Annotated in this window: 27 protein-coding genes; 12 read left to right on the forward strand and 15 right to left on the reverse strand. The window is 68.2% G+C overall.

Annotated elements, in window-relative coordinates:
* The first annotated feature begins 2 nt into the window (after positions 1–2).
* The 7 genes from ACXJJ3_RS16210 to ACXJJ3_RS16240 all read left to right on the forward strand — a co-directional run bounded on the left by ACXJJ3_RS16210 (position 3) and on the right by ACXJJ3_RS16240 (position 6,736).
* Entirely contained in the window at positions 3–1,325 is a 1,323-nt protein-coding gene (locus ACXJJ3_RS16210; RefSeq protein ID WP_458170910.1) for an ABC transporter substrate-binding protein, read from the forward strand.
* Positions 1,322–2,248 (forward strand): carbohydrate ABC transporter permease, encoded by a 927-nt coding sequence (locus ACXJJ3_RS16215; protein WP_458170911.1) that lies wholly within the window; start codon positions 1,322–1,324, stop codon positions 2,246–2,248. The genes ACXJJ3_RS16210 and ACXJJ3_RS16215 overlap by 4 nt, the downstream gene beginning before the upstream one ends.
* Positions 2,245–3,129 carry a carbohydrate ABC transporter permease gene (locus ACXJJ3_RS16220; RefSeq protein WP_458170913.1) on the forward strand — a complete coding sequence of 295 codons (885 nt, stop codon included), beginning with the start codon at positions 2,245–2,247 and terminating at the stop codon, positions 3,127–3,129. The genes ACXJJ3_RS16215 and ACXJJ3_RS16220 overlap by 4 nt, the downstream gene beginning before the upstream one ends.
* Positions 3,126–4,382, forward strand: a complete 1,257-nt coding sequence (locus ACXJJ3_RS16225; RefSeq protein WP_458170915.1) for a 6-phospho-beta-glucosidase — start codon at positions 3,126–3,128, stop codon at positions 4,380–4,382. The genes ACXJJ3_RS16220 and ACXJJ3_RS16225 overlap by 4 nt, the downstream gene beginning before the upstream one ends.
* On the forward strand, positions 4,370–5,374 hold the full coding sequence (locus ACXJJ3_RS16230) for an N-acetylglucosamine kinase (protein WP_458170917.1): 1,005 nt from the start codon (positions 4,370–4,372) through the stop codon (positions 5,372–5,374). Before ACXJJ3_RS16225 ends, ACXJJ3_RS16230 begins: the two co-directional genes overlap by 13 nt.
* A 129-nt stretch (positions 5,375–5,503) precedes the next feature.
* A complete protein-coding gene (locus tag ACXJJ3_RS16235) occupies positions 5,504–6,172 on the forward strand; it encodes a hypothetical protein (RefSeq protein WP_458170919.1) in 669 nt (222 codons plus the stop codon).
* Between the two features lie 39 nt (positions 6,173–6,211).
* Entirely contained in the window at positions 6,212–6,736 is a 525-nt protein-coding gene (locus tag ACXJJ3_RS16240; RefSeq protein WP_458170920.1) for a hypothetical protein, read from the forward strand.
* A 111-nt stretch (positions 6,737–6,847) separates the two neighbouring features.
* Here ACXJJ3_RS16240 and ACXJJ3_RS16245 read toward each other — a convergent pair whose 3' ends face one another.
* The gene (locus ACXJJ3_RS16245) at positions 6,848–7,702 is read right to left on the reverse strand and encodes a mechanosensitive ion channel family protein (RefSeq protein ID WP_458170922.1); all 855 of its coding nucleotides are present in this window, start codon (positions 7,700–7,702) and stop codon (positions 6,848–6,850) included.
* A gap of 235 nt (positions 7,703–7,937) precedes the next feature.
* Between ACXJJ3_RS16245 and ACXJJ3_RS16250 the strand changes: the two genes are divergently transcribed.
* Positions 7,938–8,393: an N-acetyltransferase family protein gene (locus tag ACXJJ3_RS16250; RefSeq protein WP_458170924.1), complete on the forward strand. Its 456-nt coding sequence runs from the start codon at positions 7,938–7,940 to the stop codon at positions 8,391–8,393.
* Here the strand turns inward: ACXJJ3_RS16250 and ACXJJ3_RS16255 are convergent.
* From ACXJJ3_RS16255 to ACXJJ3_RS16285, 7 genes are all read right to left on the reverse strand, one after another.
* Positions 8,380–9,234 (reverse strand): neutral zinc metallopeptidase, encoded by an 855-nt coding sequence (locus tag ACXJJ3_RS16255; protein ID WP_458170926.1) that lies wholly within the window; start codon positions 9,232–9,234, stop codon positions 8,380–8,382. The two genes, ACXJJ3_RS16250 and ACXJJ3_RS16255, sit on opposite strands and share 14 nt — an antisense overlap.
* A gap of 1 nt (position 9,235) precedes the next feature.
* Entirely contained in the window at positions 9,236–10,084 is an 849-nt protein-coding gene (locus tag ACXJJ3_RS16260; RefSeq protein WP_458170927.1) for a neutral zinc metallopeptidase, read from the reverse strand.
* A gap of 12 nt (positions 10,085–10,096) precedes the next feature.
* Complete coding sequence (locus ACXJJ3_RS16265; RefSeq protein ID WP_458170929.1) at positions 10,097–10,873, reverse strand: neutral zinc metallopeptidase; 777 nt, start codon at positions 10,871–10,873, stop codon at positions 10,097–10,099.
* 3 nt (positions 10,874–10,876) lie between these two features.
* Positions 10,877–11,749 (reverse strand): neutral zinc metallopeptidase, encoded by an 873-nt coding sequence (locus ACXJJ3_RS16270; protein WP_458170931.1) that lies wholly within the window; start codon positions 11,747–11,749, stop codon positions 10,877–10,879.
* Positions 11,749–13,011 carry a neutral zinc metallopeptidase gene (locus ACXJJ3_RS16275; RefSeq protein WP_458170932.1) on the reverse strand — a complete coding sequence of 421 codons (1,263 nt, stop codon included), beginning with the start codon at positions 13,009–13,011 and terminating at the stop codon, positions 11,749–11,751. The genes ACXJJ3_RS16270 and ACXJJ3_RS16275 overlap by 1 nt, the downstream gene beginning before the upstream one ends.
* An 18-nt stretch (positions 13,012–13,029) precedes the next feature.
* Positions 13,030–14,238 carry a neutral zinc metallopeptidase gene (locus ACXJJ3_RS16280; RefSeq protein ID WP_458170933.1) on the reverse strand — a complete coding sequence of 403 codons (1,209 nt, stop codon included), beginning with the start codon at positions 14,236–14,238 and terminating at the stop codon, positions 13,030–13,032.
* 161 nt (positions 14,239–14,399) lie between these two features.
* A complete protein-coding gene (locus ACXJJ3_RS16285) occupies positions 14,400–15,191 on the reverse strand; it encodes a class I SAM-dependent methyltransferase (protein WP_458170934.1) in 792 nt (263 codons plus the stop codon).
* Between the two features lie 64 nt (positions 15,192–15,255).
* Between ACXJJ3_RS16285 and ACXJJ3_RS16290 the strand changes: the two genes are divergently transcribed.
* From ACXJJ3_RS16290 to ACXJJ3_RS16305, 4 genes are all read left to right on the forward strand, one after another.
* Complete coding sequence (locus tag ACXJJ3_RS16290) at positions 15,256–15,984, forward strand: SAM-dependent methyltransferase (protein ID WP_458170935.1); 729 nt, start codon at positions 15,256–15,258, stop codon at positions 15,982–15,984.
* A 20-nt stretch (positions 15,985–16,004) separates the two neighbouring features.
* Complete coding sequence (locus ACXJJ3_RS16295; RefSeq protein ID WP_458170936.1) at positions 16,005–16,427, forward strand: hypothetical protein; 423 nt, start codon at positions 16,005–16,007, stop codon at positions 16,425–16,427.
* An 86-nt stretch (positions 16,428–16,513) separates the two neighbouring features.
* Positions 16,514–17,065, forward strand: coding sequence for a TetR/AcrR family transcriptional regulator (locus ACXJJ3_RS16300; protein WP_458170937.1), 552 nt, complete (start codon positions 16,514–16,516; stop codon positions 17,063–17,065).
* The gene (locus tag ACXJJ3_RS16305; RefSeq protein ID WP_458170938.1) at positions 17,066–18,232 is read left to right on the forward strand and encodes an FAD-dependent monooxygenase; all 1,167 of its coding nucleotides are present in this window, start codon (positions 17,066–17,068) and stop codon (positions 18,230–18,232) included.
* Positions 18,233–18,237: 5 nt separating this feature from the next.
* Here the strand turns inward: ACXJJ3_RS16305 and ACXJJ3_RS16310 are convergent, their stop codons facing one another.
* From ACXJJ3_RS16310 to ACXJJ3_RS16340, 7 genes are all read right to left on the reverse strand, one after another.
* Positions 18,238–18,759 (reverse strand): MOSC domain-containing protein, encoded by a 522-nt coding sequence (locus tag ACXJJ3_RS16310; RefSeq protein WP_458170939.1) that lies wholly within the window; start codon positions 18,757–18,759, stop codon positions 18,238–18,240.
* Between the two features lies 1 nt (position 18,760).
* Positions 18,761–19,510, reverse strand: coding sequence for a phosphotransferase (locus ACXJJ3_RS16315; RefSeq protein WP_458170940.1), 750 nt, complete (start codon positions 19,508–19,510; stop codon positions 18,761–18,763).
* The gene (locus ACXJJ3_RS16320) at positions 19,491–20,963 is read right to left on the reverse strand and encodes an arylsulfatase (protein ID WP_458170941.1); all 1,473 of its coding nucleotides are present in this window, start codon (positions 20,961–20,963) and stop codon (positions 19,491–19,493) included. Before ACXJJ3_RS16320 ends, ACXJJ3_RS16315 begins: the two co-directional genes overlap by 20 nt.
* Positions 20,960–21,952 carry a LacI family DNA-binding transcriptional regulator gene (locus tag ACXJJ3_RS16325; protein WP_458170942.1) on the reverse strand — a complete coding sequence of 331 codons (993 nt, stop codon included), beginning with the start codon at positions 21,950–21,952 and terminating at the stop codon, positions 20,960–20,962. The genes ACXJJ3_RS16320 and ACXJJ3_RS16325 overlap by 4 nt, the downstream gene beginning before the upstream one ends.
* Positions 21,953–22,072: 120 nt before the next feature.
* Complete coding sequence (locus ACXJJ3_RS16330) at positions 22,073–22,948, reverse strand: carbohydrate ABC transporter permease (protein ID WP_458170943.1); 876 nt, start codon at positions 22,946–22,948, stop codon at positions 22,073–22,075.
* On the reverse strand, positions 22,945–23,904 hold the full coding sequence (locus tag ACXJJ3_RS16335; protein ID WP_458170944.1) for an ABC transporter permease: 960 nt from the start codon (positions 23,902–23,904) through the stop codon (positions 22,945–22,947). The genes ACXJJ3_RS16330 and ACXJJ3_RS16335 overlap by 4 nt, the downstream gene beginning before the upstream one ends.
* Positions 23,904–25,520 carry a sugar ABC transporter substrate-binding protein gene (locus ACXJJ3_RS16340; protein ID WP_458170945.1) on the reverse strand — a complete coding sequence of 539 codons (1,617 nt, stop codon included), beginning with the start codon at positions 25,518–25,520 and terminating at the stop codon, positions 23,904–23,906. The genes ACXJJ3_RS16335 and ACXJJ3_RS16340 overlap by 1 nt, the downstream gene beginning before the upstream one ends.
* Between the last annotated feature and the right edge of the window lie 59 nt (positions 25,521–25,579).

Here is a 25,579-nt window from a genome sequence, read left to right on the forward strand (position 1 = left end):
GGATGCGAAGCTTCCACCGTGCCGTCATCGGCACCGCCGCAGTCGCGCTACTCGCGACAGCCTGCACTGGTACGACGAACGCACCGCAGGCCACCGATGATGCCGGCAAGAACGTGGAGATCACGTTCTGGCACGGATGGAGCGCACCTTCCGAGGTGGCCGCGATCGACGCCAATGTGAAGGCGTTCGAGGCGAAGCATCCGAATATCCACGTCAAGGTCGTCGGCAACATCAACGACGACAAGATCAAGCAGGCGCTCCGGGCCGGCGGTTCCAACGCGCCGGACGTGGTGTCGTCGTTCACCACGGACAACGTCGGCACGTTCTGTGCATCGAACGTGTTCAGCGACCTGACGCCGTTCCTGGGCAAGAGCGGCATCGACCTGGACAAGACGTTCCCGAAGCCGCTGCAGGACTACACGCAGTTCCAGGGCAAGCGGTGCACGCTCCCGCTGCTGAACGACGCGTACGGCCTGTACTACAACAAGGACGCGTTCAAGGCCGCTGGGATCGCAGGGCCGCCGAAAACGCTGTCCGAGTTCGACGCCGACGCCAAGAAGCTCACGAAGGTCAAGGGCGACAGCTACACGCAGCTCGGCTTCATGCCGAACTTCCACGGGTACGAGTCGACCACGTCGCACTTCGCCGCGCTCTGGAACCCGACGTACTTCACGGCCGACGGCAAGTCGAACCTGGCCAAGGATCCGGCGTTCGCGAGCATGCTCAAGTGGCAGCAAGGGCTGGTGCAGCAGCTGGGCGGGTTCGCCAAGCTGGAGAAGTACCGTGCGACGTTCGGCGACGAGTTCGGCGCCAAGAACCCGTTCCACACCGGCCAGGTCGCGATGACGATGGACGGCGAGTGGCGGCTCGGGATGGCGCGCGAGGCCGGGGCGAAGTTCGACATCGGTGTGGCGCCGTTCCCGGTGCCTGACGACCAGGCCGACAGCTACGGCAAGGGCTACCTGTCCGGAACCGTGATCGGGATCGCCAGCACCAGCCAGAAGCAGAACGCGGCCTGGGAGCTGGTCAAGTTCATGACGACCGACACCGACGCCGTCGTCAGCTTCGCGAACGCCATCCACAACGTGCCGTCCACGCTGGACGCTCTCAAGTCCCCCAAGCTCAGTGCGGACCTCAAACCGTTCATCGGCATCGCCCAGCACCCTAAGAGCAGCACTACGCCGGCCAGCCCGAACGGTGGGGCATACCAGCTCACGCTGCAGGACTTCGGCTACGCCTACGAGTCCGGCAAGGTCCCTGACCTCGCGGCCGGTCTGGCGAAGACGGACGAGCAGATCGACAAAGACCTGGCCCAGGCGAAATGACACTGCAGCAGAAGCGCCGCAGGGAGACCCTGCGCAATCTGGCCTTCATGTCGCCCTGGCTGATCGGCGTCAGCCTCTTCTTCCTCTACCCGCTGGTCTCGACCGTCTACTTCAGCTTCATGAAGTACGACGGGTTCACCGCACCCACCTGGGCCGGCCTCAAGAACTGGCAGTACGTCTTCACCGACTACCCGTTCTTCTGGCCCGCACTGCGCAACACCCTCTGGCTGGTTGTGGTCATGGTGACGCTACGGGTGCTGTTCGGACTGGGAATCGGCCTGCTGATCACCAAGGTGAAGACAGGCGCCGGCTTCTTCCGTACGGCGTTCTACCTGCCGTATCTGGCGCCGCCGGTCGCCGCCACGATGGCGTTCGCGTTCCTGCTGAACCCGGGCACCGGGCCGGTCAACAACATCCTCGGCAGCCTCGGGTTGCCGCAGCCGGGGTGGTTCAATGACCCGCACTGGTCGAAGCCCGCGCTGACGATGCTGGCACTATGGGGCATCGGTGACCTGATGGTCATCTTCATGGCCTCACTGCTCGACGTACCGCAGGAACAGTACGAGGCAGCGTCGTTGGACGGCGCGGGCGCGTGGCAGCGGTTCCGGTTCGTGACGCTGCCGAACATCTCGCCGATCGTGCTGTTCGCGGTCGTCACGGGCGTGATCCAGACGATGCAGTACTACACACAACCGTTGGTGGCCGGGAAGGTCGCCAGTGGGGTCATCGGCGGTGCGGGGCAGCAGTTCGAGCCCGGGTACCCGGAGAAGTCCACGTTGACGCTGCCGCAGCTCGTGTATCACCTGGGCTTCCAGCGCTTCGACACCGGCGGGGCGTCCGTGATCGCGCTAGTGCTGTTCGTACTGGCGATGGCGTTCACCGGGTTCCTCATGCGCTCCATGAGCGAGAGGAGTGCCGCATGACCGCGACTACGTTGGCCCCACCGGTCGCCGTGACACCTGCTGCTCGGGAAGCCCGTCGTACGCGCTTCCTGCACTGGGTCGGCGTACACGCGCTCGCCATTGCCGCAGCCCTGTTCTTCGTGCTGCCGTTCGTGTTTATCTTCCTCACGGCGCTCATGAGCGACCAGCAGGCGCTCACGCGGGACCTGTGGCCGCACAGCTGGCACTGGGAGAACCTACGGACCGTCTGGGAGACACCAGGTTTCCTTACCTGGTGGAAGAACACCCTGCTCTACGCCGTGCTCGGCACGGCGCTCACGTTGCTGTCGAGTATCCCGGTGGCGTACGCGCTCGCCCGGTTCAAGTTCCGCGGCCGGAACGTCGCCCTGATGCTGGTGATCGCCACGATGATGCTGCCGCCGCAGGTGGTGATCGTGCCGATGTACCTGTTCTGGGCGAAGCAGCTACACCTGTCCGGGACATTGTGGCCGCTGATCATCCCGATGGCGTTCACGGACGCGTTCTCGGTGTTTCTGCTCCGGCAGTTCCTGCTAACGATTCCCAAGGACTACGTGGACGCGGCCAAGGTGGACGGCTGCGGTGAGTTCAAGGCGCTCGTCCGGATCGTCCTGCCGATGGCCAGGCCGGCTATCGCCGCAGTGGCGCTGTTCCAGTTCTTCTACTGCTGGAACGACTACTTCGGTCCGCAGATCTACGCCAGCGAGAACCCGGCCGCCTGGACGCTCAGCTACGGCCTTGAGTCCTTCAAGGGCGCCCATCACACCAGCTGGAACCTCACCATGGCCGCAACGCTGCTGGTGATGGCCCCGGTGATCATCTTGTTCTTCTTCGCGCAAAAGGCCTTCATCGAAGGCGTCACACTGACAGGGGTCAAGGGATGAAGCTGACAGTTGTTGGTGGCGGGTCCACCTACACGCCTGAGCTCGTCGACGGGTTCGCCCGGTTGCGGGACACGCTGCCGGTGTCGAAGCTGGTGCTCGTGGACCCGGTGGCGGACCGGCTGGAGCTGGTCGGCGGCCTGGCGCGACGCATCTTCGCCAAACAGGGCCATGCCGGCCGTGTGATCACCACGTCGGACCTGGACGCGGGCATCGACGGCGCTGACGCAGTACTGCTGCAGCTGCGCGTCGGTGGGCAGGCTGCGCGCAACGAGGACGAGACGTGGCCGTTGGACTGCGGCTGCGTCGGCCAGGAGACTACGGGCGCGGGCGGGCTCGCCAAGGCGCTACGGACCGTCCCGGTGGTGCTGGACATTGCGGAGCGCGTACGACGTACCAACCCGGACGCATGGATCATCGACTTCACCAACCCGGTCGGGATCGTCACGCGGGCGCTGTTGTCGCACGGGCACAAAGCTGTCGGGCTGTGCAACGTGGCGATCGGGTTCCAGCGCCGGTTCGCCGCGCTCTTGGGTGTTACGCCGGAGGAGGTGTCGCTGGACCACGTCGGGTTGAACCATCTGACCTGGGAGCGCGCCGTACGCGTCAACGGCGAGGACGTGCTTCCCCAACTGCTCTCACGGCACCTGGGCGACATTGCGGACGACCTGCACCTCCCGGCTGACGTCGTACAGCAGCTAGGCGTCGTTCCGTCGTACTACCTGCGCTACTACTACCAGCACGACGCGGTGGTGCAGGAGCTGCTCCACAAGCCCTCACGTGCAGCCGAGGTCGCTGCGCTCGAGAAGCAGCTGCTGGACATGTACGCCGACCCGCAGCTCGACGAGAAGCCTGCGCTGCTCGAACAGCGCGGCGGGGCGTACTACTCGGAGGCAGCCGTCGCGCTGGCGTCGTCCCTGCTCAACGACACCGGCGACGTACAGGTGGTGAACGCGCTCAACAACGGGACATTCCCGTTCCTCGCGGACGACGCCGTCATCGAGGTACCCGCAACGGTCAACGCCCAGGGCGCAAAGCCGTTGGCGGTGTCGCCTTTGGAGCCTTTGTACGCAGGGCTTGTCGCACACGTGACGGCGTATGAGGACCTTGCGCTGCAGGCAGCAGTACACGGTGGAGCCGACCGGGTGTTCCAGGCGTTGCTGGCGCATCCACTCGTCGGGCAGATCTCGATCGCGCAGGAACTCACGGACAAGCTGCTGGCGCACAACAAGGCGTACCTGCCGTGGGCGCGCTAGTCCCGGGCGGCGTACTCGCGTTCGACGCCGGCAACAGCAAGACGGACGTCGCACTGGTCGCAGCAGACGGCACAGTGCTCGGCACGGCGCGCGGCGGCGGGTTCGAGCCGCAGAAGATCGGCCCTGTCGCGGCCATCGACCAACTCGAGCCCCTGGTGCGGGCTGCGGTCGCGGCGGCCGGGTTGCGCGTTGGCGACGTACCTGTCGTGCAACAGCTGTCGGCCTGCCTCGCGAACGCGGACCTGCCTGTTGAGGTCGACCAGCTCACCACGGTGTTCGAGGAGCGCGGCTGGGCGGAGTCCGTGTACGTCGCCAACGACACGTTCGCGCTGTTGCGGTCAGGGGTCGACGAACCGCGCGGTGTGGCCGTGGTGTGCGGTGCCGGGATCAACTGCTCCGGGATGCTGCCGGACGGCCGTACGGCGCGATTCACCGCGTTGGGGAAGGTGACCGGCGACTGGGGCGGCGGCGCACAGCTGGCCGAGGAGGCGTTCTGGTCGGCGTCCCGCGCCGAGGACGGGCGTGGGCCGGCGACCGCGTTGGTCACCGCGTTGTGCCTGCACTTCGGCAAGCCGACCTTGGACGCGGTGATCGAGGCGTTCCACTTCGGCGAGCTGTCGCCGGACCGGCAGCTCGAGGCGGCGCCGGTGCTGTTCCAGGTCGCGGCCGCCGGCGATGCCGTTGCCTTAGGCATCGTTCAGCAGCAGGCCGAGGAGATCGTCGCGATGGCGCTCAGCGCGTTGCGGCGGCTCGACCTGCTCGCGGATCCGGTCACGGTCGTGCTCGGCGGCGGCGTCCTCACCGCGCGGCACCCGGTCCTGCTCGACCGGGTCACCCGGCTGCTCGCCGACGTTGCCCCGAAGGCTGTGCCGCGCGTGGTCGACGTACCTCCGGTGGTGGGGGCGGCGTTGCTCGGGCTCGACCGGACCGCGGCCGGAGCGGAGGCGCAGGAGCGGTTACGGTCCGCGTTCGCGCCACCACCTGCTGCTTGATATTGCAAGCGTGTTGCAGCCCAAACTCCCGAGTGCGATGCGGCGTCCCAATCAGTAGGACCACATCCACTCGGGAGGTCGATGATGATTCGAAGGATCTTGGGTCTTGGCGCCACGACGGCACTTGCGGTGACCGCACCGCTCGTCCTCACCGGCGCAACGCCGGCCAATGCCGGCACCACCACAACCACGACAACGTGTTCCGGTTCCGTTTCCGGAGTTTCCGCGGTCACGTACGCCGACCGGCTCGTCCGCGCCTGGGGCAGCGGCAACACGGCGGCTGCCGACTGCTATGCCTCGACGACCACCGCTCGCACCCTGTTCGCTCAGGCGACACCGGGCGGCATCCACTGGCGGCGCGTCTCCACCGAGGGCGCGGCCGGGACGATCTACGTGACGTACCACGACGACGCCCGCGGCGGGAACCTCACGATCGGCGTACAGAACGTCGGACTGCGCGGCGCCGGCGGCTGGCACGCGGCGTACACCGCCAAGTTCAGCGGCGAACCGAAGGCCTGGAACGCGGTGCAGTGGTCGGACAACCTCGTCCGGGCCTGGGGCCGCGGCGACAGCAAGTGGACGGCGTACTACGCGACACCGACCGCCGTCCGGGAACTGCACCGGGTGCCCGCGGCCGGCGGCACGCACTGGACGCGGATCGCATCCGAGGGCGCGGCCGGGACGACGTACGTGACGTACCGGAACGACGTCACCCGGCACACGCTCGTGATCGGGGTCTCGAACGTCGGCCTGTCGCAGGGCGACGCGCACGCGGTCTACACGGTGCAGTACCACTGACCGCTTGAGCTCGACCTGTTGTGGTGTAATCATGATTACATGAGTACGCAGACCGAGCAGGAGAAGGTGCGGGGCTGGCTGACCGGGCGGTTGCCGGGCGACTGGTTCGAGGGCGACACCGAACTGTCGATCGACCGGGACGAGATCCTGATCGTCGGCCGGATCCCCGCACCCGAGCAGAACAAGGACGTCAGCGCCGCCGAGCGCTCCGCCGCCGAGGACGGCCGCATCAAGCAGTTCCGCGAAGACACCCGCGACCGCCGCATCGAGATCGCCCGCGAACTGGAACACGCCGCCCGCCGCAAGGTCGCCTGGGGCGTCCGCTGCGGCGACACCCGCACCGTCTTCACCTCCCTCTCCGCCCCCGTCATGACCCGCCTCCGCCAGCCCGAACGCCAGGTCCTCGACACCCTCGTAGACGCCGGCGTAGCCCGGTCCCGCAGCGACGCCCTCGGCTGGTGCGTCAAACTCGTAGCCCAACACAGCGAGTCCTGGCTGACAGACCTCCGCACCGCCATGACAAAGGTCGAAGAAGTCCGCAAAGCCGGCCCGGACAACAGCTGAAACAGGCACACTCCTCGGGCAGCACACTCATCCACTCGCCGAATGAGCCGTCGGCGGACACGCCACGGGCGGCAACCCGGATGGGTTGCCGCCCGTTGGTGGGGGGGTGGGTTACTGGCCCTGTTGCCAGTTGCCGTTCTGGGGGTTGCCGTTTGACCAACCGGCGCTGTGGGTGGCGGGGTGTTGTTCGGGCTGCTGTTGCTGGTAGCCACCTTCGTAGTTGCCCTGGGAGTTGCCCTGGTAGTTGCCCTGGGCCGGGTACTCCGCGGTGCCGTTGGAGCCGGTGGTGTTGGGGTCTGCGGCCGGCTTGTTCAGGTTGTCCTTGGAGAACACGTTGGTGAGCGCACGGCCGGCCATCTCGCGGCCCCCGAGGCCGAAAGCGAGGCCGAGGGCGAGGGCTGCGCCGGCGAGGACGATCAGCAGGGTGTTGCCGGTCAGCTGGACGGCTACGCCGAGCTGGGTGAGCGCGGCGAACGCGGCGTACACGAGGACGGCGTACCGGGCCACCTTGGCGAGGGTTTCGTTGCCGGTGGCACCGCGGATGATCGCGGCCAGGAAGTTCGCGAACAGAGCCGCCAGGCAGACGATCACGATCGCGGCGAAGATCCGCGGGATGTAGCCGAGCATGTCGCTCATGAAGTTCGAGATCTCCGGGACCCCGAGCGCGGAGGCGAACATCGTGAAGCTGATCAGGAACACGAACCAGAACACGACCTTGCCGAGCATCGCCGAAGCGGTCAGCCCCGTGCCCGACCGTTGCAGCACACCGGAGACGCCGGCCCGCTCCATCCAGCTGTCGAAGCCGACCCGGCCGAGAAGTTTGCCGACGAGTTTGCCGAGCACCTTGGCGACGAAGTAGCCGACAACCAGGATGACCAGGCCGCCCAGCAGGTTCGGGATGAACGACAGCAGCTTGCTGAAGGCATCCTCGAACGGCTGGGTGAAGTCAATCGCTAACGCTGACATCGGATGAACCTTTCAGGACTGGCCCGCATCCGCTGTCGGCGCATGACTGCCCCAACCCCGGCACGGGCGGATGCAGTGGTGTCCAGTATGACTGTTACCCGCTGATGCCTGAGGCAAACAACGATCCCGGGCGAGGCGGGCAACGAAAAGTGTTTGCGTAAGGCAATCACCATGGCGGTACTTCGGTGCTTACCCCGGCGGCTGAACCGCTTCAGCTGTTTGCGATCCTGGACCCATGACCGAGCTCGTGATCCGCCGCGCCACCGCCGCCGACGTCGCCCCCATCGTCACCATGATCGCCGACGACCAACTCGGCGCCACCCGCGAGTCGACGGACGACCTGACGCCGTACCTGGCCGCGTTCGAGCAGATCGATGCCGACCCCAACCAACTCCTCGTGGTTGCCGAACGCAACCACGAGGTGATCGGCACCCTCCAGCTCACGATCGTCCCCGGCCTCTCCCGCCGCGGCTCCACCCGCGGCCTGATCGAAGCGGTCCGGGTGGCCGGCAACGCCCGCGGCTCCGGCCTCGGCACCACCCTGATCCAGTGGGCCATCGAGGAGTCCCGCACCCGCGGCTGCACCCTCGTCCAACTGACCTCGGACAAGACCCGCACCGACGCCCACCGCTTCTACACCAACCTCGGCTTCGAAAACACCCACGAAGGCTTCAAACTCAAGCTCCTGTGACGGTGTTCGCCGGCGCCGCCCAGGTGTTGCAGCCGGCCGGTCCTCGCGCCGTGAACGCCTTCCGCATCCACCGGTCGAAGTTCACCATGTCGGCGGCGTGCCGGTCGTAGCCCGGGTGTCCGTAGTGGCCGAGACGGGTGCCGCGAATCCGGAAGGTGTCCCGATTCGCTCCGAAGAACGCGGCCGCGAAACAATGCGCCTGCATCTCGCTGCGGCTCTCCTCGACGGCCCTGGCGGTCGCCTTGGCAGCCCAGTACCGGTCGCCGTACTGGTCGAGAATGCCGGTCAACGCCTGCACGTGGTGCCCGTACTCGTGGCCTATCAGCCACTGCACCCACTGCTCGGCGTCGTGCTGGCCGAATGTGCCCTCGACGACGTACTCGGGCCAGTTGAAGTAGATGCCGCGATTGTCCTCGCAGTACCTCCCGTAGACGTCCTTCTCCATTGTTCCGCAGGCGGTCCTGGTCCCCGGCGGTGCGGAGAAGACGGCCGACGGCCGGATGAACTCGAACCCGGCACGGGTGATGACAGGCGCCCATGCACGGTCCAGGCAGGTCACCAAGGCAGTCGCGTACCGCAGCATGGCTTGTTTGGTCACAAGCGTGGTGGTGGGCAGCGAGCAACGCACGGCGGTGATCGCCCCGGACTTGTACAACTGGTTGTACAGCAGGAATTCGTCCTTGATCGGCTCCGGCGTCCGTACGGTCAGCGACCTCGGCATCCGGGTCGGCGTGACACTCGCAGGCGGGACCGCAGTCGGCGTCGAGTCGGGTACGGCGGAGGTTCGGGAGCAGCCGGCGACGAGCAGCACCGCCGCCAGAAATGCTGTCGTACGGCGCATGTCAGGTGACTCGTTTCGCGGGGGCGGTCCAGGTGTTGCAGGCGGACGGGGACTTGGTGGAGAAGGCTGCTTCGGTCCAGGCCGTGTTGTTCTTGCGGGAGCCGTGGTCGCGGTCGAGGCCGACGTCTTCGTCGCCGGTGGAGGCCTCTTCCTCGTAGCCTTCGTAGCGTTCGTCGTACAGGTTGAGGGTTTGCTGGTTCGCGCCGAGGAACGCCGCCGCCAGGCAGGAGGCCTGGAGTTCGAGGCGGCGGGTTTGTTCGAGGGAGGCGGCGCCGGTGGTGCGGTCGAGGCGGTCGTCGTAGTACGCCGAGATGCCGGTGAGCTGCTGGAGGTGGTGGGCGAACTCGTGCGCCATCACGAACAGCAGCGAGGCCACGGCGTACGGGCGGTCGTCCACGTCCGCCTCGGCAAAGACGGTCCAGTCGAGGTAGACGTCGGAGTTGTCGGGGCAGTAGAACGCGTCGGCGTCGTCGTCGAAGCTACCGCAGGCGGTCCGCGCGCCGACGGTCACGATGTACAGGGCTGTCGGGTAGAAGGCGACGTCCGCGCGTTCGACGACCGGCTTCCACGCGCGCTGCAGGCACACCAACTCCGCGTTCGCAAACCGCTGTACGTCGCTCCGCGTCTTCAACGGCCCACCCGGCAGGTAACAGCCCACCGCCGGCACCTGCCCGGCCGAATAGAGCTTGTTGTGCAGCAGGTACGTTTCTTCCAACGACACGGACGTCACGGTCGGCGTAGCGCTCGCCACCACCGGCTGCACCGGCGACGGCACCGAACTTCGAGCCGCAGACAGCGCCGAGCAACCAGCAAGCACAGCCAGGACCAGCGCCGGCAGGAGGAGCGTCATACGGCGCATGGTTCAGCTGACTCGTTTCACGGGGGCAGCCCACGTGTTGCAGGCTGAGGGAGACTTGGCGGCGAAGCCGGCCTTGGACCAGAACTTGTTGTTCTTCCCGGACCCGTGGCCGTAGTCGCCGCTGTAGGCCCCGTCCTCGTAGGCGTCGAAGCGGTCGTCGTACAGGTTGAGCGTGTCCCGGTTCGCGCCGAGGAACGCGGCCGCCAGGCAGGATGCCTGCAATTCAATGCGGCGGCTCTCTTCCAGGCTGTCGTCGGAGTACGCCATGATCCCCACCAGCTGCTGGAGATGGTGCCCGAACTCGTGCGCCAACACGAACAGCAGGTACGCCGACACGTCCTGCCGGTCGTCCGGGCTCTCCTCGACATGCTGGGTCCAGTCGAGGTAGATGTCCGAGTTCTCGGAGCAGTAGAACGCATCGGTGTCGTCGTCGAAGTCGCCACAGGCGGTCTGTGACCCCACCGTCATGACGTGCAGAGTGGTGGGCGAAAAGCTCTCGTCTGCTCGCTCGACGACCGGCTTCCAGGCCCGCTCAAGGCATACGACCATCGCGTCCCCGGTTCGCTGTACGTCGGTTTGCGTCTTCAACGGGCCGTCCGGCAGGCTGCAAGCGACCGCAGGTACCTGCCCCGCCGAGTACAGCTGGTTGTCGAGCAGAGTCGGCGACGTGAAACTCGCAGCCGCCTGCTCCACCTGGCGCGGCAGTTCCGGCGTGCCAAGCGCGGCGACGCAGGCGCCGGCCACTGTGAGGAGCCCGATCACCACGACTGTCCTGCGCATGGCTCAGCTGACTCGTTTGGCGGGGGCGGTGAAGGTGTTGCAGGTGGCGGGGGTGGTGGAGGTGAAGGCTCGGGTTGTCCAGTAGGAGTGGCTCTTGCGGGAGCCGTGGTCGCGGACCTTGCTGTATTCGTCGCCGACGTGGCTGACGACGTACCGCCAGTATCTGAGGCGGGTGCCGGAAAGGGCGAAGGTGCGTTTGTTGGCGCCGAGGAAGGCGGCGCCGAAGCAGCTGGCCTGGAGTTCCTTGCGGCGCATCACCTCGAGTTGGCCGGACGCGGACTTGCCGCGCATCAGTTCGTCGTACAGCGTCAGGATCCCGACGCCGTACTGGACGTGGTGGCCGTACTCGTGCGCGATCAGCTGCTCGAAGTTGACCAGGTTGAACTCCTGGTCGTTCGACTGCAGGTAGAGGTCGGTGTCGAAGCAGATCTTCCCGGTGAAGCCGCTGAAGTAGTAGAACGCGTCGGCGTTGCCGGGCGGGTCCGTGCAGGCGGGCACGGCCTTCGGGCGGCGCGCGCTGTACGGGATCAGCTCGACCTCGGACAGGACCGCGCTCGCCTTCTCGACGAGCGGCGACCACGCTTTCGTCATACAGGCGACGAGGACGTTGCCGTAGGCCACCAGTCCGGCCCTCGTCTTCAGGTTCGGCCGCGGCAACGCGCACCGCACCACCGGCACCCGGCCGGCGGAGTACAGCTTGTTGTGCAGTACGTCGGTCGTCATGTCGAACGTCGGCGGATCTGACGGCGTCGTGACCTTTACCGGAGTGGGGGTAGGCGTAGGGGTAGGCGTGACGGACGGAGGAGCAGCCGCCGGTTCGGTCCGCGCACAACCGGCCAGGGCCAGCAGCAGCACCAGTACGCAGACGCGCCGCATCAACTCACCTTTGCCGACGGTGCGGTGAACGTGTTGCAGTCCTTGGGGTTGGCGGAGCCGAAGGCCGGGCCGGACCAGGCCCAGTTGCTCTTCCGGGAGCCGTGGTCGCGGATCTTCTCCGGGTTGTACTCGTCGCCGGAGTGCGACGCCTCCCACTGCCAGGTCTTCAGCTTCTCGCCGGACAGGCCGAGGGACTTCTGGTTGGCGCCGAGGAACGCCGCGCCGAAGCAGGTCGCCTGCAGTTCGAGGCGGCGGGACCACTCGAGCTTCATCGCCTTCGACTTCGTCCAGCCCTCGCGCGACCACGATGCGGTCATCATCTCGGTCATCTGCTGGACGTGGTGACCGTACTCGTGCGCCATCGTGTCGAGCATCCACACCCGCGCGGCCAGCGGCTCGGCCTTGTAGTACTTGAGGTCTTCTTTCCAGCTGATGTTGATGCTCTCGTCGGCGCTGCAGTAGTACGCCGTGTCCGACTCGCCGGTGCAGTCCTCGTCGTCGGTGACCTGGCTGGTCTGCAGCTTCACCTTCGGCGACCGGAAGTCGTACCCGGCCTTCTTCACGATCGGCGCCCAGGCGTTGTTCAGGCAGGGCAGCAACGCCTGGTAGTAGCGCAGGATCGTCGACTGCGAGTTCGGCTTGATGGCCGGCTCCTTGCAGCTGACCGACACGACGGTCCCGGCGGCGTAGATCTTGTTCTGCTGCAGCCGGACCATGTCCGGGACGCCCTGGACGGTGACCGTCACGGTCGGGTCCGGCGGGGGCGGCAGCGGAGCCTCGGACTTCTTGATCGAGGGCTGCGACAGCGGCCGCTGGAGGCCGTACGAGTCGACGAGCTTGAAGCCGCCGATGGCGGCGCCGGTGAGCATCACGACGACCAGGACCGAGAGGCCGGCGATGATCGGCCGCGAGTACTGGCGCGGCGGCTTGAGCGGCGGCGGCTCGGCGCTGAACTGCGCGCCGGTGCGGGACGGGTTCGAGTGCCAGCCGGTGGGGCGCGGGCCGCCCACGCGACGGGTGCCGGTGAGCGGGGCGTACGGCGCACCCGTCAGCGGTGCGGCCGGCGGGCCGTTGTAGTCGCTCTCGGTGCCCGGCTCGGTCGGCAGCGGACGGGCCTTCCGGCGGACGGACGAGTCGTCGTACGCAACCGGGCGCGCCTTGCCGAGGCCGACGGGCTGTGCTGTCTTCAAGGACAGCGGCTGGGACCCGGGCGGCGGCTCCCCCGTGCTGAAGTGGCCCGGCTGCGGGACGGAGTCAGGCATCGATGGTTCCCATCTGGCTCAGCTGACCTTGGCGGATGCTGCGCCGAAAGTGTTGCAGGACCCGGGGTTGGTTGTCGCGAAGCCCTGGTTCATCCACAGCGTGGTGCTCTTGCTGGAGCCGTGGTCGCGGGTCTTGTCCTTGCTGAACTCGTCGCCGCTGCGCCGGACCTGCTCGTTCCACTGCTGCAGCAGCTCGCCGCGCAGCGGGAAGCTGGCCCGCGCGGCACCGAAGAACGCCGCGCCGAAACAGGACGCCTGCAGCGCGGTACGCCGGTCCTGTTCGAGCTCGGCGGTCTTGTTCGCGGCAGTGTCCGCGAGGTTGCCGGCGGCCGCGGCCATCCCGGTCAGGTTCTGCACGTGGGCGCCGTACACGAAGCCGAACGACTGCGCCATCTGCACCCGGGTCGCGGCCCGGTGCTTCGGGTAGTCCTCGACGATCTTCTGCCACGGCATCGTCACGCTGCCGCCCTGGTCGTCCTGGCAGTACGACGCGAGGTCGTCGCTCTGGACGCCGCACGCGGTCTCCTCGCCGTCGTCGAAGACGATCAGCCGCGGCGACCGGAACTCGAAGCCCGCCTTGGTGACCAGCGGCTGCCACGCCTTGTCCATACATGCGGTGAGCGCCTGGTAGTACGACCGTACGTTCTCTTTGGACGTCGGGCGGAACGCGGGCTCCGGGCAGTTCACCGCCGCCAGCTTCCCGGCCGCGTAGATCGGGTTCTTGCCGACGATGTCCGCGTCCGGCGTCCCCTTCCCGGCCGGTGCGGCGGTCGTCGGGCCGCCGCCGGTGCCGTCGGCCGGCTGCGCGGACGGCGTACCCATCGGGTTCGCGACGAAGCCGTCGTAGTTCGACAGCACCTTGACCGCGAACGTCGCGCCGCCGCCGAGCACGAGCAGTACGGCGGCGACGATTAGCGCGATCAGCCCCTTCGACCGCTTCTTCGGGACGAACGGGATCGGCTCCGGGTGGAAGACCTCGCGGTACGCCGCGGCCGCGCGGTCCTCCGCGGGCGACGGGCCGAGCCGCGTGCCGGACAGCGACGGCCGGTTCGGGTCGATCCGGCTGCCGCGGAGCTGTGGATGGGCCGGCTGGTCGTCCCTGCCGAGCCGTGGTGTGGGTGCCGCCAACGGTGCCGACCCGTCCGGCTTCCGCTGGTCCGCCGATGTCCGGTCCCCGTCGCCGCCGGGCAGGAAGTGCCCGGGCTTGGGCGCCGACTCGTCCGCCATAGGTTTCGCTTCTCCCCAGTACCGGCTTGCGCCGAGCCCCGTCAGATAGGCCGGCAACGACCCCCGCACCGACCGCCGGCTGATATTACGGCCTGGACCGCCATCCGGAGAACCTGGTTGCAGCTATTGACACCGTTTCGCGACCCCGCTACGGACCGCACTCAGCCGACTACCCGTCCGTACCCGAGGAAGTGCTGGCTGGCCGCCTGCAACCGCGGGTCCGACTCGACCTGCCGAGCGAAGAGAGCAGCCGCCGGGAGCAGGTCGTCGAACCGCTCCGGCGCCGCGTTCTGCAGGATGGCGGCGGCCGGACCTTCCACCCCGAGTACGTCGACGTCCGCGAGGCCGGCGGTGGTCAGCTCGGCGGCGAGTTCGTCGGCGTGGTGGAAGTACGCGACCGTGAAGCCGCTCGACCCGTCGATCCGCCCGGACGCGAACGCCTCGGCGTACATCGGCAGGTTCTCCTCGGACAGCGTCCCGTTGCTCCCCGCCTCGAGCAGCCCGCCGTACCGGTTGATCACCGCCGCGACCACGATCCCGCCCGGCCGCGTCACCCGAACCGCCTCGGCCAACGCCTGCGCCCGGTCCGCCGCCTCCACCAGGTGGTACAGCGGACCCAGCAGCAGCGTCACGTCCACGCTCGCGTCCCCCTGCCGCAACGCCCGCGCATCCCCGACCTCAGCCGCAAACGTCCCCACCGCGGCAGCCGTCCGCACATGCTCCGGCAACGCATCCACCAACGTCACCCGATGCCCATCCGCGGCAAGCCACCGCGCATGCACCCCGGTCGCCCCACCGACATCCAGCACGTCGGCCGCCGCCGGCAACCACCGCCGCAACAACTCCTGCGTCCGCACGAACTCCAACCGCCCGTGCCCGTTCCGCACCAGCCGATCGTCCTCGACATACCGATCCCGATAGAACGCCCGAATCACCGGATCAAGCTCAACCATGCCCCCACCCTGCAACACCGAAAACCGCAGGCACACCCGGATTCCCCCCGGCTACCCTGTGCCGATGGATCTGCGGCACGACAGCTACCCCCGATCCAACCGGTACGCCGCCGACTGGCTGCTGAGCCGCGACATGGGCCCGAATCCGCTGTGGTTGCTGGAGGATCTCGCCCGCGACCTCGACCTGCGCCCCGGCATGCGAGTACTCGACCTCGGCTCCGGCAAGGGCGCCACGTCGGTGTTCCTCGCCCAGGAGTACGGCGTCCGGGTGTGGGCGGCCGACCTGTGGGTTGATCCAACGGAGGCGGCGGCGTCGACCGACCTGCCGGAGGTTGTCACGGTGAAGGCCGAGGCCCACACGCTGCCGTTCGCGGACGGGTTCTTCGACGCGATCGTGTGCATCGACGCCTGGGAGTACTTCGGCACCGCGGACAACTACCTCGCGTACATCACGCGCTTCCTCGCTCCGGGCGGCCAGCTCGGCGTGGCGACGCCGGCGATGACACGAGAGATCCACGAGCTCGGGAGCATCCCGGAGCACATCCGCGCGGTGGTCGGGTGGGAGGCGCTTGCGTGGCACACGCCGGAGTGGTGGCGGTTCCAGTGGGAGGTCACCGAACTGGTCGACATCACGGCCGCGCGGTGGCAGGAAGGTGGCTGGGCGGACTGGCTCCGGTGGTCCCGCGCGGTCGCCGAGTTCCGGGACGAGCCGCAGGCCGGAGCGATCGACATGCTGACGGCCGACAACGGTCAGTACCTCGGATTCGCGATCCTCGCCGCCCGGAAGCGCTGATCACCTGGCATGCTGGGGGTATGAGCTGGGCTGTCTATGCGATGCGCGGGCCAGGAGGCGTACGGCGCCTCGACGACGTACCGGTGGACTACGAGCCGCCTTCGGTCGGGACGTCGGCCGATGTGGTGGCCGCGGTTCGGGAGTTGGTGCCGGAGGTGGATACCAGCAAGCCGTCGTGGCTGGCGTTGCGGAGTGCGGAGTTCGACGTCGAGATGACGATCGGGAAGGGGGTCGAGGTTCGCGACATCACCTTCTACCTGAACGACGGGCCGCGGTCGATCCCGATCGTGATGGAGATCAGCCGGAGGCTCGGCGTCACGCCGTACGACACCGAGTCGGGGAACTTCCTCACCGAGGAGTCGCGGCCGCCGGTGCCGCCGCCGATGGAGCCGGACGAGATCAAGATGAACAAGCCGAAGTGGTGGAAGTTCGGCCGTAAGTAGTCGTCAGGCCCGGGCCTTGTGCCCGGGCTCTTCTCGTGGTTACGATCAGGACGATCGTACAGGACGATCGCCCTGGAGGATGTCGGATGGCGCCGACCGCGCAGCAAGGTCAGGAAGTACGGCTCCGGCTGATGGCCGCGGCGGTCGAGTTGATCCCGGAGCGCGGGTGGTCGGCGGTCAGTACGCGGATCCTCGCGGAGCGGGCCGGGGTGACGCCGAGCGTCGTGCACTACCACTTCTCGTCGGTGCAGGACGTCCTGACCGAGGCCGCGGTGAGCGCGATGCGACAGGTGCTGACGGCAACGGACGAGCTGTTCACCGCCGCGACCACCCCACCCGCCGCGATCGACGCGCTGCTGGCCTCGGTCGAGCAGTACGACGGGAGCGACCCGATGTCGCTTCTCTTCACCGAGACGTACCTGGCCGCGACCCGCGACGAACGCCTGCGTACGCAGATCGCCGCCCTGGTGGCGGACTTCCGGACCCGGGTCGCCGACTGGCTCGCGATCCACCAGGTCGCCGAGCCGTCCGCGACCGCCGCGGTCCTCGCCGCCGCCCTCGACGGCCTGCTCCTGCACCGCACCTTCGGGCCGGAACCCCCGGCCCTCCGCACCGTTCTGCAAAGGCTGGTGAGTTGAATGCACGCAATCATCTGCGGAGCCGGGATCGCCGGACTCGCGCTGGCACACCGCTTGTCGACGCTCGGCCAGGACGTCACCGTCCTCGAACGCAGCCCGGGCCCGCGACCGCAGGGCTACATGATCGACTTCTTCGGCCCCGGGTACGACGCGATGGAGGCGATGGGCCTGCTGCCGGCGCTGCAGGAGGTCGCGTACCACGTCGAGGAGGCGGCCCTCGTCGACAACCACGGCCGGAAGCGGGCAGGCATCACGATCCGCCAGTTCGCGGACGGCGAGCTGCTCAGCGTGATGCGGCCCGACCTCGAGCAGGTACTACGGGATCACCTGCCGAGCGCGGTCGACCTGCGGTACGGCGCGACGCTGACCGGTGTCACGTCGTCCGCGGACGGCGTCCGGGTGCGGCTCGCGGACGGGTCGACGGTCGACGGCGACGTACTGGTCGGTGCCGACGGCATCCATTCCGCGATCCGCCGGGAGGTGTTCGGGTCGTCGTACGTGCGGTTCCTCGGGTTCCACACGGCGGCGTACAGCTTCGACGCGCCGGCGATCCACACCGAGGTGGGCGGGCGGTTCTGCCTCACGGACACGATCGGCAGCCAGTTCGGGTTCTACGCGTTGCGGGACGGGCGGGTGGCGTCGTTCGCGGTGCACCGGACGGCCGATCCCGCCGTACCGGTGGACACCCGGGCCGCGATCAGGTCGGCGTACGACGGGCTGGGCTGGGTGGTGCCGCAGGCGCTGGCGTTGTGCCCGGAACCGGAGCAGATCTACTACGACCAGGTGTCGCAGGTGGTGATGCCGCGCTGGAGTTCGGGGCGGGTCGTGCTGGTCGGGGACGCATGCGGGGCCGTGTCGCTGCTGGCCGGGCAGGGGGCGTCGCTCGGGATCGCGGGGGCGTATCTGCTGGCGGAGAAGCTGGTGGAGGCACCAACGATCGAGGACGGGATGGCGGAGTACGAACGGGTCTGGCGGCCGGTGGTGGAGGAGAAGCAGAAGGTGGCGCGGTCGACTGCTCGTTGGTTCCTCCCACAGTCACGGACCGAGCTGATCGTGCGACGGCTGCTGCTGCGCGTACTCCGGCTACCCGGGCTGCGGACGCTGCTGCCGGCCGCGCTGGCGGGCAAACCGACCACGCTGATCCGGGAGTCGGCTACTACGGCGTAACTCGGCTACCCGTCGAGTTCCGTCGGGCCGAGGCGGAGGACGCCGGAGGTCAGCGGCGTGGCACGGATCCCGCCGTGGCCGCGGAGGGCCCGCATCGCGCCGGGAGCGAGGACGGCGTCCATCCAGGCGCACGGGTTGGCCGGGCGGTTCGCCTGGAAGGTGATGCCGCCGAGGGTGAAACGGCGGCCTTCGACGCGGGAGCCGTCGGCGGCCCGGTGCGCGGCGAACTCGTCGATCGGGAAGCCGCGCAGGGTGATGTTGCGGCGGGTCAGGTGCGGGTCGAGCGGGGCGCCGAGGCCGAGCGTCCGGACGACCTCGTCGAGGGAGGCGGCGTCGATGAGCGTGACGGCGGCGTTCTTGTGGACGGCCTGGCCGTAGTACCGGTCGCCGACGATGCCGAGACCGGCGCGGATCTCGATCTCGGTCCGGGCGACCGGCTCGGGATCCGGGCGCGGGCCGTCCTGCGGGCGGCCCTCGAAGGCGTGCTGCCGGGAGACGACGAGTGCGACGATCTCGACCGCGGTCATGTCAGCCCCAGGTCAGAGGGTCGAGGAGGCGGAAGAAGTGCAGGCGGCGGACGTCGGGCGTCGGGACGCCGTAGGCCTCGAGGAACGGGGCCGGGTCGGCGGACCACTCGTCGTGGAGCTGGATCGTGGTGAGGGCGAGGTCGGCGTACCGGTCGGCGACAGCGAGGCGGCCGAGGTCGATCAGGCCGGTGACCTCGAGGGTGTCCGGGTCGAAGAAGATGTTCGGCAGGCAGGCGTCGCCGTGGCAGACGACCGGTTCCAGCACGCTTTCCACGTAGGGGCTCTCGGCAACCACCTCCGCGAGCAGCTGCTCCGGCGTCCGCTTCCGCCATTCGTCGGTCAGGAAGTCCGGGTTCACCGCACCCCGCCGTACGACGTCCGCCGCCGACGCGATCACGTCCGCCAGCGGCCGCTCGTACGGGCAGCCCTTCAGCGAATGCAGCTCCCGCATGAGCCGCCCCAGACTGCCCATCGCGCGTGGGTAAGCATCCGGTGAGAGCGTGTCGCCGGGTACGCCGGGAACAGCGGACGTCAGCAGGCACCCGCCGTCCGCCGACTCGAGCCAGTCGAGGACCGTTGCTCCCGGCAACCCGGTGCCGCCGAGCCAGCGGATGCGGTCACGTTCGGCGGACAGCTCCGCGACGCCGGACGGGTCGCAGCACTTGGCATACACGTCGTCGCGGCGGTACACCGTCGTGTCGGACTCGCCGACGTCGACGATCGTCCAGCCGTCACCCGGTGGCTTGAGCAAGTCTCTCCCTTGTGTGGTTGAGGATCGGGGTCACCGGCCGTCCGGTGACCAGCTCGCCGTCGGCGACGAAGCGTTCCTCCCGGCCGGTCAGATCCTGGATCAGCCGCGCGCGCCAGAGGTCCCGCAGCTCGGGGCGGGACGACACCAGGTTGTGCAGCTCCCCCGGGTCCTCGACGAGGTCGAACAGTTGCTCGACGCCCCGATCCGACCCCCACACATACTTGGTCCTCCCATCGGTCACCCACTGCAGCGACTGCCCGAAGTGCAAGTGCTCCCCGTGCAACCACTCCCGTACGTCGACGGTCTCCCCGCGCAGGAACGGCGCCAGCGACACCCCGTCGACCGACTCCGGCACCGGTACGCCGGCCAGGTCCAGCAGCGTCGGCATCACGTCCCGCAGCTCCACCACCTGGTCGACCACCCCGCCGCGGACGGCCCCGCCCGCGGACGCCCGGTCCGCGACGACGAACGGCACCCGCGCCGATCCCTCGTACGGCACCGACTTCCGGAACATCCGGTGGTCGCCCATCATCTCGCCGTGGTCGGACGTGAACGCGATGATCGTGTCGTCGTACACGCCGAAGTCGACGAGCGCCTCGCGGATCCGGTTCACCTGCAGGTCGATCTGCGCCATCAGCCCGTAGTACCCGGCCCGCGCCCGGTGCACGACCCGGTCCGGCAGGTCCCCGATCGACGCCTGGTAGTCCCCGTCCTGCCGGTACTCGTCCCAGTCGCCCTCCCAGTCGCCCAGCTCGCGCTCGTACGGCGGCAGCGCGTCGTACCGGTCGAACGCCCAGGCCGGCGGGTCGTACGGCGGATGCGGCCGGTGGAACGACAGGTACAGGAAGAACGGCTTCGTCGGGTCCCGCCGGTACAGCCACTCGATCGTCTGGGTGCCGACCCAGGACGTCGGGTGCAGCTCCTCCGCCTTGTCCCACGGGCGGGCGACGACCGAGTTGCAGTTCACCCCGTGGTCGAAGTACTCCGCGTCCGGCGACACCCCGGGCTGCCGCCGCAGCCACGGCACGTAGTCGTCGAAGAACCCGAACTGCTGCCGGTGCTCCCGCCGCGAGTGATGCAGGAACCCGTCGTGCAGTACGACGTCGTCGAACCCGAGCCGCGCCCGCTCCGGCCAGACGTGCATCTTCCCGATCGCCTGCGTGTGGTACCCGGCGCGCCTGAACTCACCCTGCACCGTCACCGGATGCGCGACGTCGAACGGTACGCCGTCGGTGTACCCGACCCGCCCGTGCCGCTCCTGCGACTGCCCGGTGAACAACGCGACCCGCGCCGGCACACACGTCGGCGTCGCGGAGTACCCGCGGCTGAACCGGACGCCGTTCCGCGCCAGCTCGTCCAGATGCGGAGTCTCGACGTAGGGGTGGCCGGCGCACGACATCGCGTCGCCCCGCCACTCGTCGACACAGATCAGTACGACGTTCGGCTGACTCAAGAGGACTCCCGCACGATCAGTTGCCAGGGGAAATCGAACACTTCGCCGGGCGCGCCTTCCCGGTCGGTCAGGCGGCCGACGATGATCCGGGCGAGCGCCTCGTTGAAGCCGACCGGCCCGACGGTGGACAGCGCCGGGTCGAGGTTCTCGCCGTCGAGGGTGTTGCCGACACCGATGATCGCCAGGTCCCGCGGTACGTCGATCCGCAGCCGGTGCGCCGCCCGGACCGCGGCGATCGCGGCGAAGTCGGTGGTGCAGTACAGCGCGGTCGGCCGGTCCGGGCGGGACAGCAGCGCCATCGCGGCCCGGTAGGCGCCTTCGGGGTGCTGCTCGAAGACCTCGATGTCCTCGCTGTGGATCGGCTTGCCGGCGGCGCGGAGCGTGTTGACGTACGCGTCGAAGCGGGCGAATCCGGTGGTCCGCGAGGTGAGCGCGCCGATGTGGTCGTGCCGCTCGAGCAGGTGTTCCACGGCGAGGTGGCAGCGCGGCTCGGCGCCGGAGCGGATCACGTCGAAGCCGAGCGGTTCGAGGGTCTCGCTGAACACGACGATCTGGACGCCCTGGGCGGCGAAGGCGGCGATCTCGTCGGCCTGCGATGGCTCGGGTTTGACGCTGTCGATGAAGATCACGTCAGGCGTGCGGTTGGTCAGGACGGTCCGCCAGTCACCGTCCGCGACGATCAGCGCGGTCTTGCCGAGCGGCGAGACCGCGCTGCTGACCGTGGCCGCGACCGCCTGCGACCACGGGTCCGCGAGGTAGCTGAGCGACAGCAGGACCAGGTCCGACTTCCCGGTCCGGATCGCGCGGGCCGCGTCGTTGCGCCGGTAGCCCAGGCGCGACGCGGCCTCGCGGACCCGGTCCGCGGTGGAGTCCTTGATCGTGTGGCTGCGGTGCCGCCCGGACAGCACGTAGGACACGGTCGCGACCGAGACCCCTGCCTCCTTCGCCACCATCCGCAGCGTCGGCCGCTCGGCCAAAGGTGAGGACATATCCCGATTCTGTCAGATCAGGCCGTGCCCGAACGGCTCTCGCCGTAGCGAGCAGGTGCTCGGTGCGGCGAGGTGCCGTGCCGAGTGCCGCGCAGTAGGTGGGAGCCGTTCGGGCACGGCCTACCCCTTGACCGCACCGGTGATGACGCCCTTGGTGAAGTGCCGTTGCAGGAACGGGTACACCATCGCGATCGGGACCAGCGCGACGACCACGACGGCCATCTGCAGGGACTGTGGTTGCGGGAGCGGCGTCACGCCGAGCTGGTCGGCCGACAGCGACTTGCCCTGCAGGACGTACGTCCGCAGGATCACCTGGACCGGCCACTTCGAGGTGTCGTTCAGGTACAGCAGCGCGTTGAAGAACGCGTTCCAGAACCCGACCGCGTAGAACAGCCCGACGACCGCGACGACCGCCTTCGACAGCGGCAGGATGATCCGCCGCAGGATCGTGAAGTCACTGGCGCCGTCGATCCGCGCGCTCTCCAGCAGCTCGCCCGGAACATTCATGAAGAAGGTGCGCAGGACAACGAAGTTGAAGGCTCCGAGCGCGCCCGGGAGGATCAGCGACCACAGGCTGTCCAGCAGCCCGAGCTGCTTCACCACCAGGAACATCGGGATGATGCCAGGCGCGAACAGCAACGTGAACAGCACCATCAGCAGTACCGGCCGCCCGAACAGCACCGGCCGCGAGGTCGCGTACGCGAGCGCGATCGTCACCGCCAGCGCGATCGCCGTACCGACCACTGTCACGAACACGCTGACCAGGATCGCTCTGCCCATCAGCCCGCCGGAGAACAGCGTCTGGTACGCCTTGAACGTCGGATGCGACGGCCACAACACGTACCCGCCGGCGTTGATGATGTCGCGGTCGCTGGCCAGTGACGTCGAGATCACGACCACGATCGGGATGATGATGACCAGCGCGAAGCCGCCGAGGATGACGGCCTTGATCGCCTGGTACCCAGGAGAAGGGTTCTCTTTCCAGACCGGTCTCATGAGGCCCCTCGTTTCTGGAAGATGCCCGGTTCGCCGAGCCGGTGCGCCAGCGAGTTCGCGCCCCACAGCAGCAGCGCACCGACGACCCCCTTGGCCAATCCGGCCGCCGCCCCGCTGCTCCAGTCACCGCCGACGACACCGGCGTAGTACGTGAACGTGTCGAGTACTTCGGCCGCACCCGGCCCGACCGAGTCGCGTTGCAGGATGAACTGCTCGAACCCGACGCTGAGGATGTCGCCGATCCGCAGGATCAGCAGCAGCACGATGACGGTCCGCAGCGAGGGCAGCGTGATGTGCCACATCCGCCGCCAGCGCCCGGCACCGTCCGCCGCGGCCGCCTCGTACAGCGAGACGTCCACCGTGGTCAGCGCCGCGAGGAAGATGATCATCGCCCAGCCGGCGTCCTTCCAGATCAGCTGCGCGACCACGAGCAGCGGGAAGGTGTCCGGGTTGGTCATGAACGGGATCGGGTCCAGCCCCGCGTGCCGGAGCAGGTTGTTGACGAACCCGGCGCCGCCCAGCGACTGCTGGAACAGCGTCACCACCAGCACCCAGGACAGGAAGTGCGGCAGGTAGGCAATCGTCTGGAACCATTTCCGAAAACGGTTGCTGACCAGCGAGTCGACGATCAGCGCGAGCCCGATCGGCACCGGGAAGAACAGCAGCAGCTGGACGCCGGCCAGCAGCAACGTGTTCCGCAGCGCGTCCCAGAAGTCCGGGTTGTCGTAGAGGCTGACGAAGTTCTGCAGTCCGTTCCACTCGCTGTGCATGATGCCGAGGTACGGCTGGAAGTCCTGGAACGCGACCACGTTGCCGAGCACCGGCAGGTAGAAGAACACCAGCAGGAAGACGACGCCGGGGATCATCAGCAGCACCATCTGCCAGTCCCGGGCCCATTTCGCCTTCAGCGGCAGGCCGTTCTTGGCCTGCCGCTTCGACGAGTTCTGCTTCAGCATCAGGACACCGGCACGCTGGCGGGCAGCACGGCGGCGAACTCGTCGCGCATCTTGTCACCGCCGCCGGACTTCCAGCGCTTCAGCGCCGCGTCGTACGCGTCCATCTTCTGCCGGCCGGTGACGATGTCGACGATGGTGTCCCGGAACGCCGCGGTCAGCTTCGGCCCGACCTTGCTGGAGGTGTCGGAGTACGTGCCCGCGGTCGGGTTCCGGACCGCGAACTTCAGCAGCTCCTGCTCGGTCGCGTAGATCTTCTTGGTGTCCTCGGGGAACGCCGGGTTGAAGATCACGCTTTCCGGCGAGTTCATGATCTGCAGCGCGCTGACCAGACCGGGCGCCTGCTGGTTGCCGGCCTTGGTCAGCACCGGGTTCTGCTGCGCGTCGAGCTGGTACTGCTGGCCCTGGACGCCGTAGTTCTTCTGCAGGAACTCCTTGGTGCCGAACGGCGCCGACAGGTAGTCCATCAGCGCGAGCAGCTCGCGGATCCGGCCTTCGTCGGTCTTCTTGAACGGCGTGAACCCGACCGTGCCGTAGCCCATGTCGTACGTCGGCTTCGCCTTGCCGTCGTGACCGAACGGGATCATCGTGTCGACGAACAGCGTCGGGTCCAGGTTGCGGAAGTCCGAGGTCGCGCGCGGGCCGACCACGACCTGTGCGGCGATCTGCCCGTTCACGGTCTTCGGCGTCGCGTCGGCCAGGTTGAGGTCCGGGTAGAACACCTTCGCGGCCCACAGCTTCGCGGCGTACTCGACGGCGGCCTTGTAGTTGTCGGTGTCGTACAGGTGGGTGAGCGAGCGGTCCTGGTTGACCCGCCAGGTGTTCGGGGCGCCGAACCACTCGCCGAACATGTGCAGCATGTTGATGATGGCCGGCTCGAGCGCGTAGTTCGTGCCGTTGGTCAGCTCCTTGCACTTGGCGAAGAACTCGTCGGCGGTCTTGCACTGCAGGCCGCCGACCTTCGCCCAGGTCTTCGGGTTGCCCATCATCACCTGGCCGAACGGCGTCGACGGAATCGGCGCGCCCCAGATCTTGCCGTTGACAACGGCCGTCCGCCAGGAGGCCGGCTTCAGCGCGGCCAGGTTCGGGTACTCCAGCACGGCGTCGCCGGACAGATACTTGGTGAGGTCCTGGAACTTCGCCTCGAGCATCGGGCCGATGTTCGGGATGCCCTGGTTCGGCGGCAGCCACATCAGGTCCGGTAGCGAGTCGCTGGCGAGCAGCGTGGCGAACTTCTCCGGGTAGCCCGGGTCGGTGCCGATGGTCAGCTTCAGCTCGGCGCCGAGCGCCTGGTTCAGCGCCTGCCACATCGGGTTACTGCCCATCGGGGGCGGCGGCGTCGCGAACGTCTCGGTGAGCGCGGTCACCGCGTTCTTCAGCGGCGGCGACTTCACGCTCGCGACGGCGTCCGCCGGGAACTTCAGGAAGCCGGGCTCCAGGCCGGACTCGGCCCCGGCGAGGTCGGGGTGCAGGCCCTCGAACGGCTTGTACGTCGGCAGCTTGAGCTCGCTCGAGGCCTTCGCACCCCCGCTCGACGCGCCACCGTCTCCACAGGCCGCCAGCGTCGAGGCGCCGATCGCCGCCCCGGTCACCTGCAAAAACCGTCGCCGACTGATCATAGTTGCTCCAAGTTTCGAAGAAGTGCTCACTAACACTCACTTAAACGTTAACCGGGACC

It is taken from the genome of Kribbella sp. WER1, assembly GCF_054189145.1.

Excerpts from the sequence above, each read along its gene's own strand:
- ACXJJ3_RS16255 (WP_458170926.1), bottom strand. The coding sequence starts at position 9,234 with ATGCGCCGTACGACAGCATTTCTGGCGGCGGTGCTGCTCGTCGCCGGC.
- ACXJJ3_RS16325 (WP_458170942.1), bottom strand. The coding sequence starts at position 21,952 with ATGTCCTCACCTTTGGCCGAGCGGCCGACGCTGCGGATGGTGGCGAAG.
- ACXJJ3_RS16310 (WP_458170939.1), bottom strand. The coding sequence starts at position 18,759 with ATGACCGCGGTCGAGATCGTCGCACTCGTCGTCTCCCGGCAGCACGCC.
- ACXJJ3_RS16300 (WP_458170937.1), top strand. The coding sequence starts at position 16,514 with ATGGCGCCGACCGCGCAGCAAGGTCAGGAAGTACGGCTCCGGCTGATG.
- ACXJJ3_RS16240 (WP_458170920.1), top strand. The coding sequence starts at position 6,212 with ATGAGTACGCAGACCGAGCAGGAGAAGGTGCGGGGCTGGCTGACCGGG.
- ACXJJ3_RS16260 (WP_458170927.1), bottom strand. The coding sequence starts at position 10,084 with ATGACGCTCCTCCTGCCGGCGCTGGTCCTGGCTGTGCTTGCTGGTTGC.
- ACXJJ3_RS16265 (WP_458170929.1), bottom strand. The coding sequence starts at position 10,873 with ATGCGCAGGACAGTCGTGGTGATCGGGCTCCTCACAGTGGCCGGCGCC.
- ACXJJ3_RS16270 (WP_458170931.1), bottom strand. The coding sequence starts at position 11,749 with ATGCGGCGCGTCTGCGTACTGGTGCTGCTGCTGGCCCTGGCCGGTTGT.
- ACXJJ3_RS16340 (WP_458170945.1), bottom strand. The coding sequence starts at position 25,520 with ATGATCAGTCGGCGACGGTTTTTGCAGGTGACCGGGGCGGCGATCGGC.
- ACXJJ3_RS16330 (WP_458170943.1), bottom strand. The coding sequence starts at position 22,948 with ATGAGACCGGTCTGGAAAGAGAACCCTTCTCCTGGGTACCAGGCGATC.
- ACXJJ3_RS16335 (WP_458170944.1), bottom strand. The coding sequence starts at position 23,904 with ATGCTGAAGCAGAACTCGTCGAAGCGGCAGGCCAAGAACGGCCTGCCG.
- ACXJJ3_RS16215 (WP_458170911.1), top strand. The coding sequence starts at position 1,322 with ATGACACTGCAGCAGAAGCGCCGCAGGGAGACCCTGCGCAATCTGGCC.
- ACXJJ3_RS16290 (WP_458170935.1), top strand. The coding sequence starts at position 15,256 with ATGGATCTGCGGCACGACAGCTACCCCCGATCCAACCGGTACGCCGCC.
- ACXJJ3_RS16245 (WP_458170922.1), bottom strand. The coding sequence starts at position 7,702 with ATGTCAGCGTTAGCGATTGACTTCACCCAGCCGTTCGAGGATGCCTTC.
- ACXJJ3_RS16280 (WP_458170933.1), bottom strand. The coding sequence starts at position 14,238 with ATGGCGGACGAGTCGGCGCCCAAGCCCGGGCACTTCCTGCCCGGCGGC.
- ACXJJ3_RS16210 (WP_458170910.1), top strand. The coding sequence starts at position 3 with ATGCGAAGCTTCCACCGTGCCGTCATCGGCACCGCCGCAGTCGCGCTA.
- ACXJJ3_RS16285 (WP_458170934.1), bottom strand. The coding sequence starts at position 15,191 with ATGGTTGAGCTTGATCCGGTGATTCGGGCGTTCTATCGGGATCGGTAT.
- ACXJJ3_RS16295 (WP_458170936.1), top strand. The coding sequence starts at position 16,005 with ATGAGCTGGGCTGTCTATGCGATGCGCGGGCCAGGAGGCGTACGGCGC.
- ACXJJ3_RS16275 (WP_458170932.1), bottom strand. The coding sequence starts at position 13,011 with ATGCCTGACTCCGTCCCGCAGCCGGGCCACTTCAGCACGGGGGAGCCG.
- ACXJJ3_RS16250 (WP_458170924.1), top strand. The coding sequence starts at position 7,938 with ATGACCGAGCTCGTGATCCGCCGCGCCACCGCCGCCGACGTCGCCCCC.
- ACXJJ3_RS16220 (WP_458170913.1), top strand. The coding sequence starts at position 2,245 with ATGACCGCGACTACGTTGGCCCCACCGGTCGCCGTGACACCTGCTGCT.
- ACXJJ3_RS16305 (WP_458170938.1), top strand. The coding sequence starts at position 17,066 with ATGCACGCAATCATCTGCGGAGCCGGGATCGCCGGACTCGCGCTGGCA.
- ACXJJ3_RS16225 (WP_458170915.1), top strand. The coding sequence starts at position 3,126 with ATGAAGCTGACAGTTGTTGGTGGCGGGTCCACCTACACGCCTGAGCTC.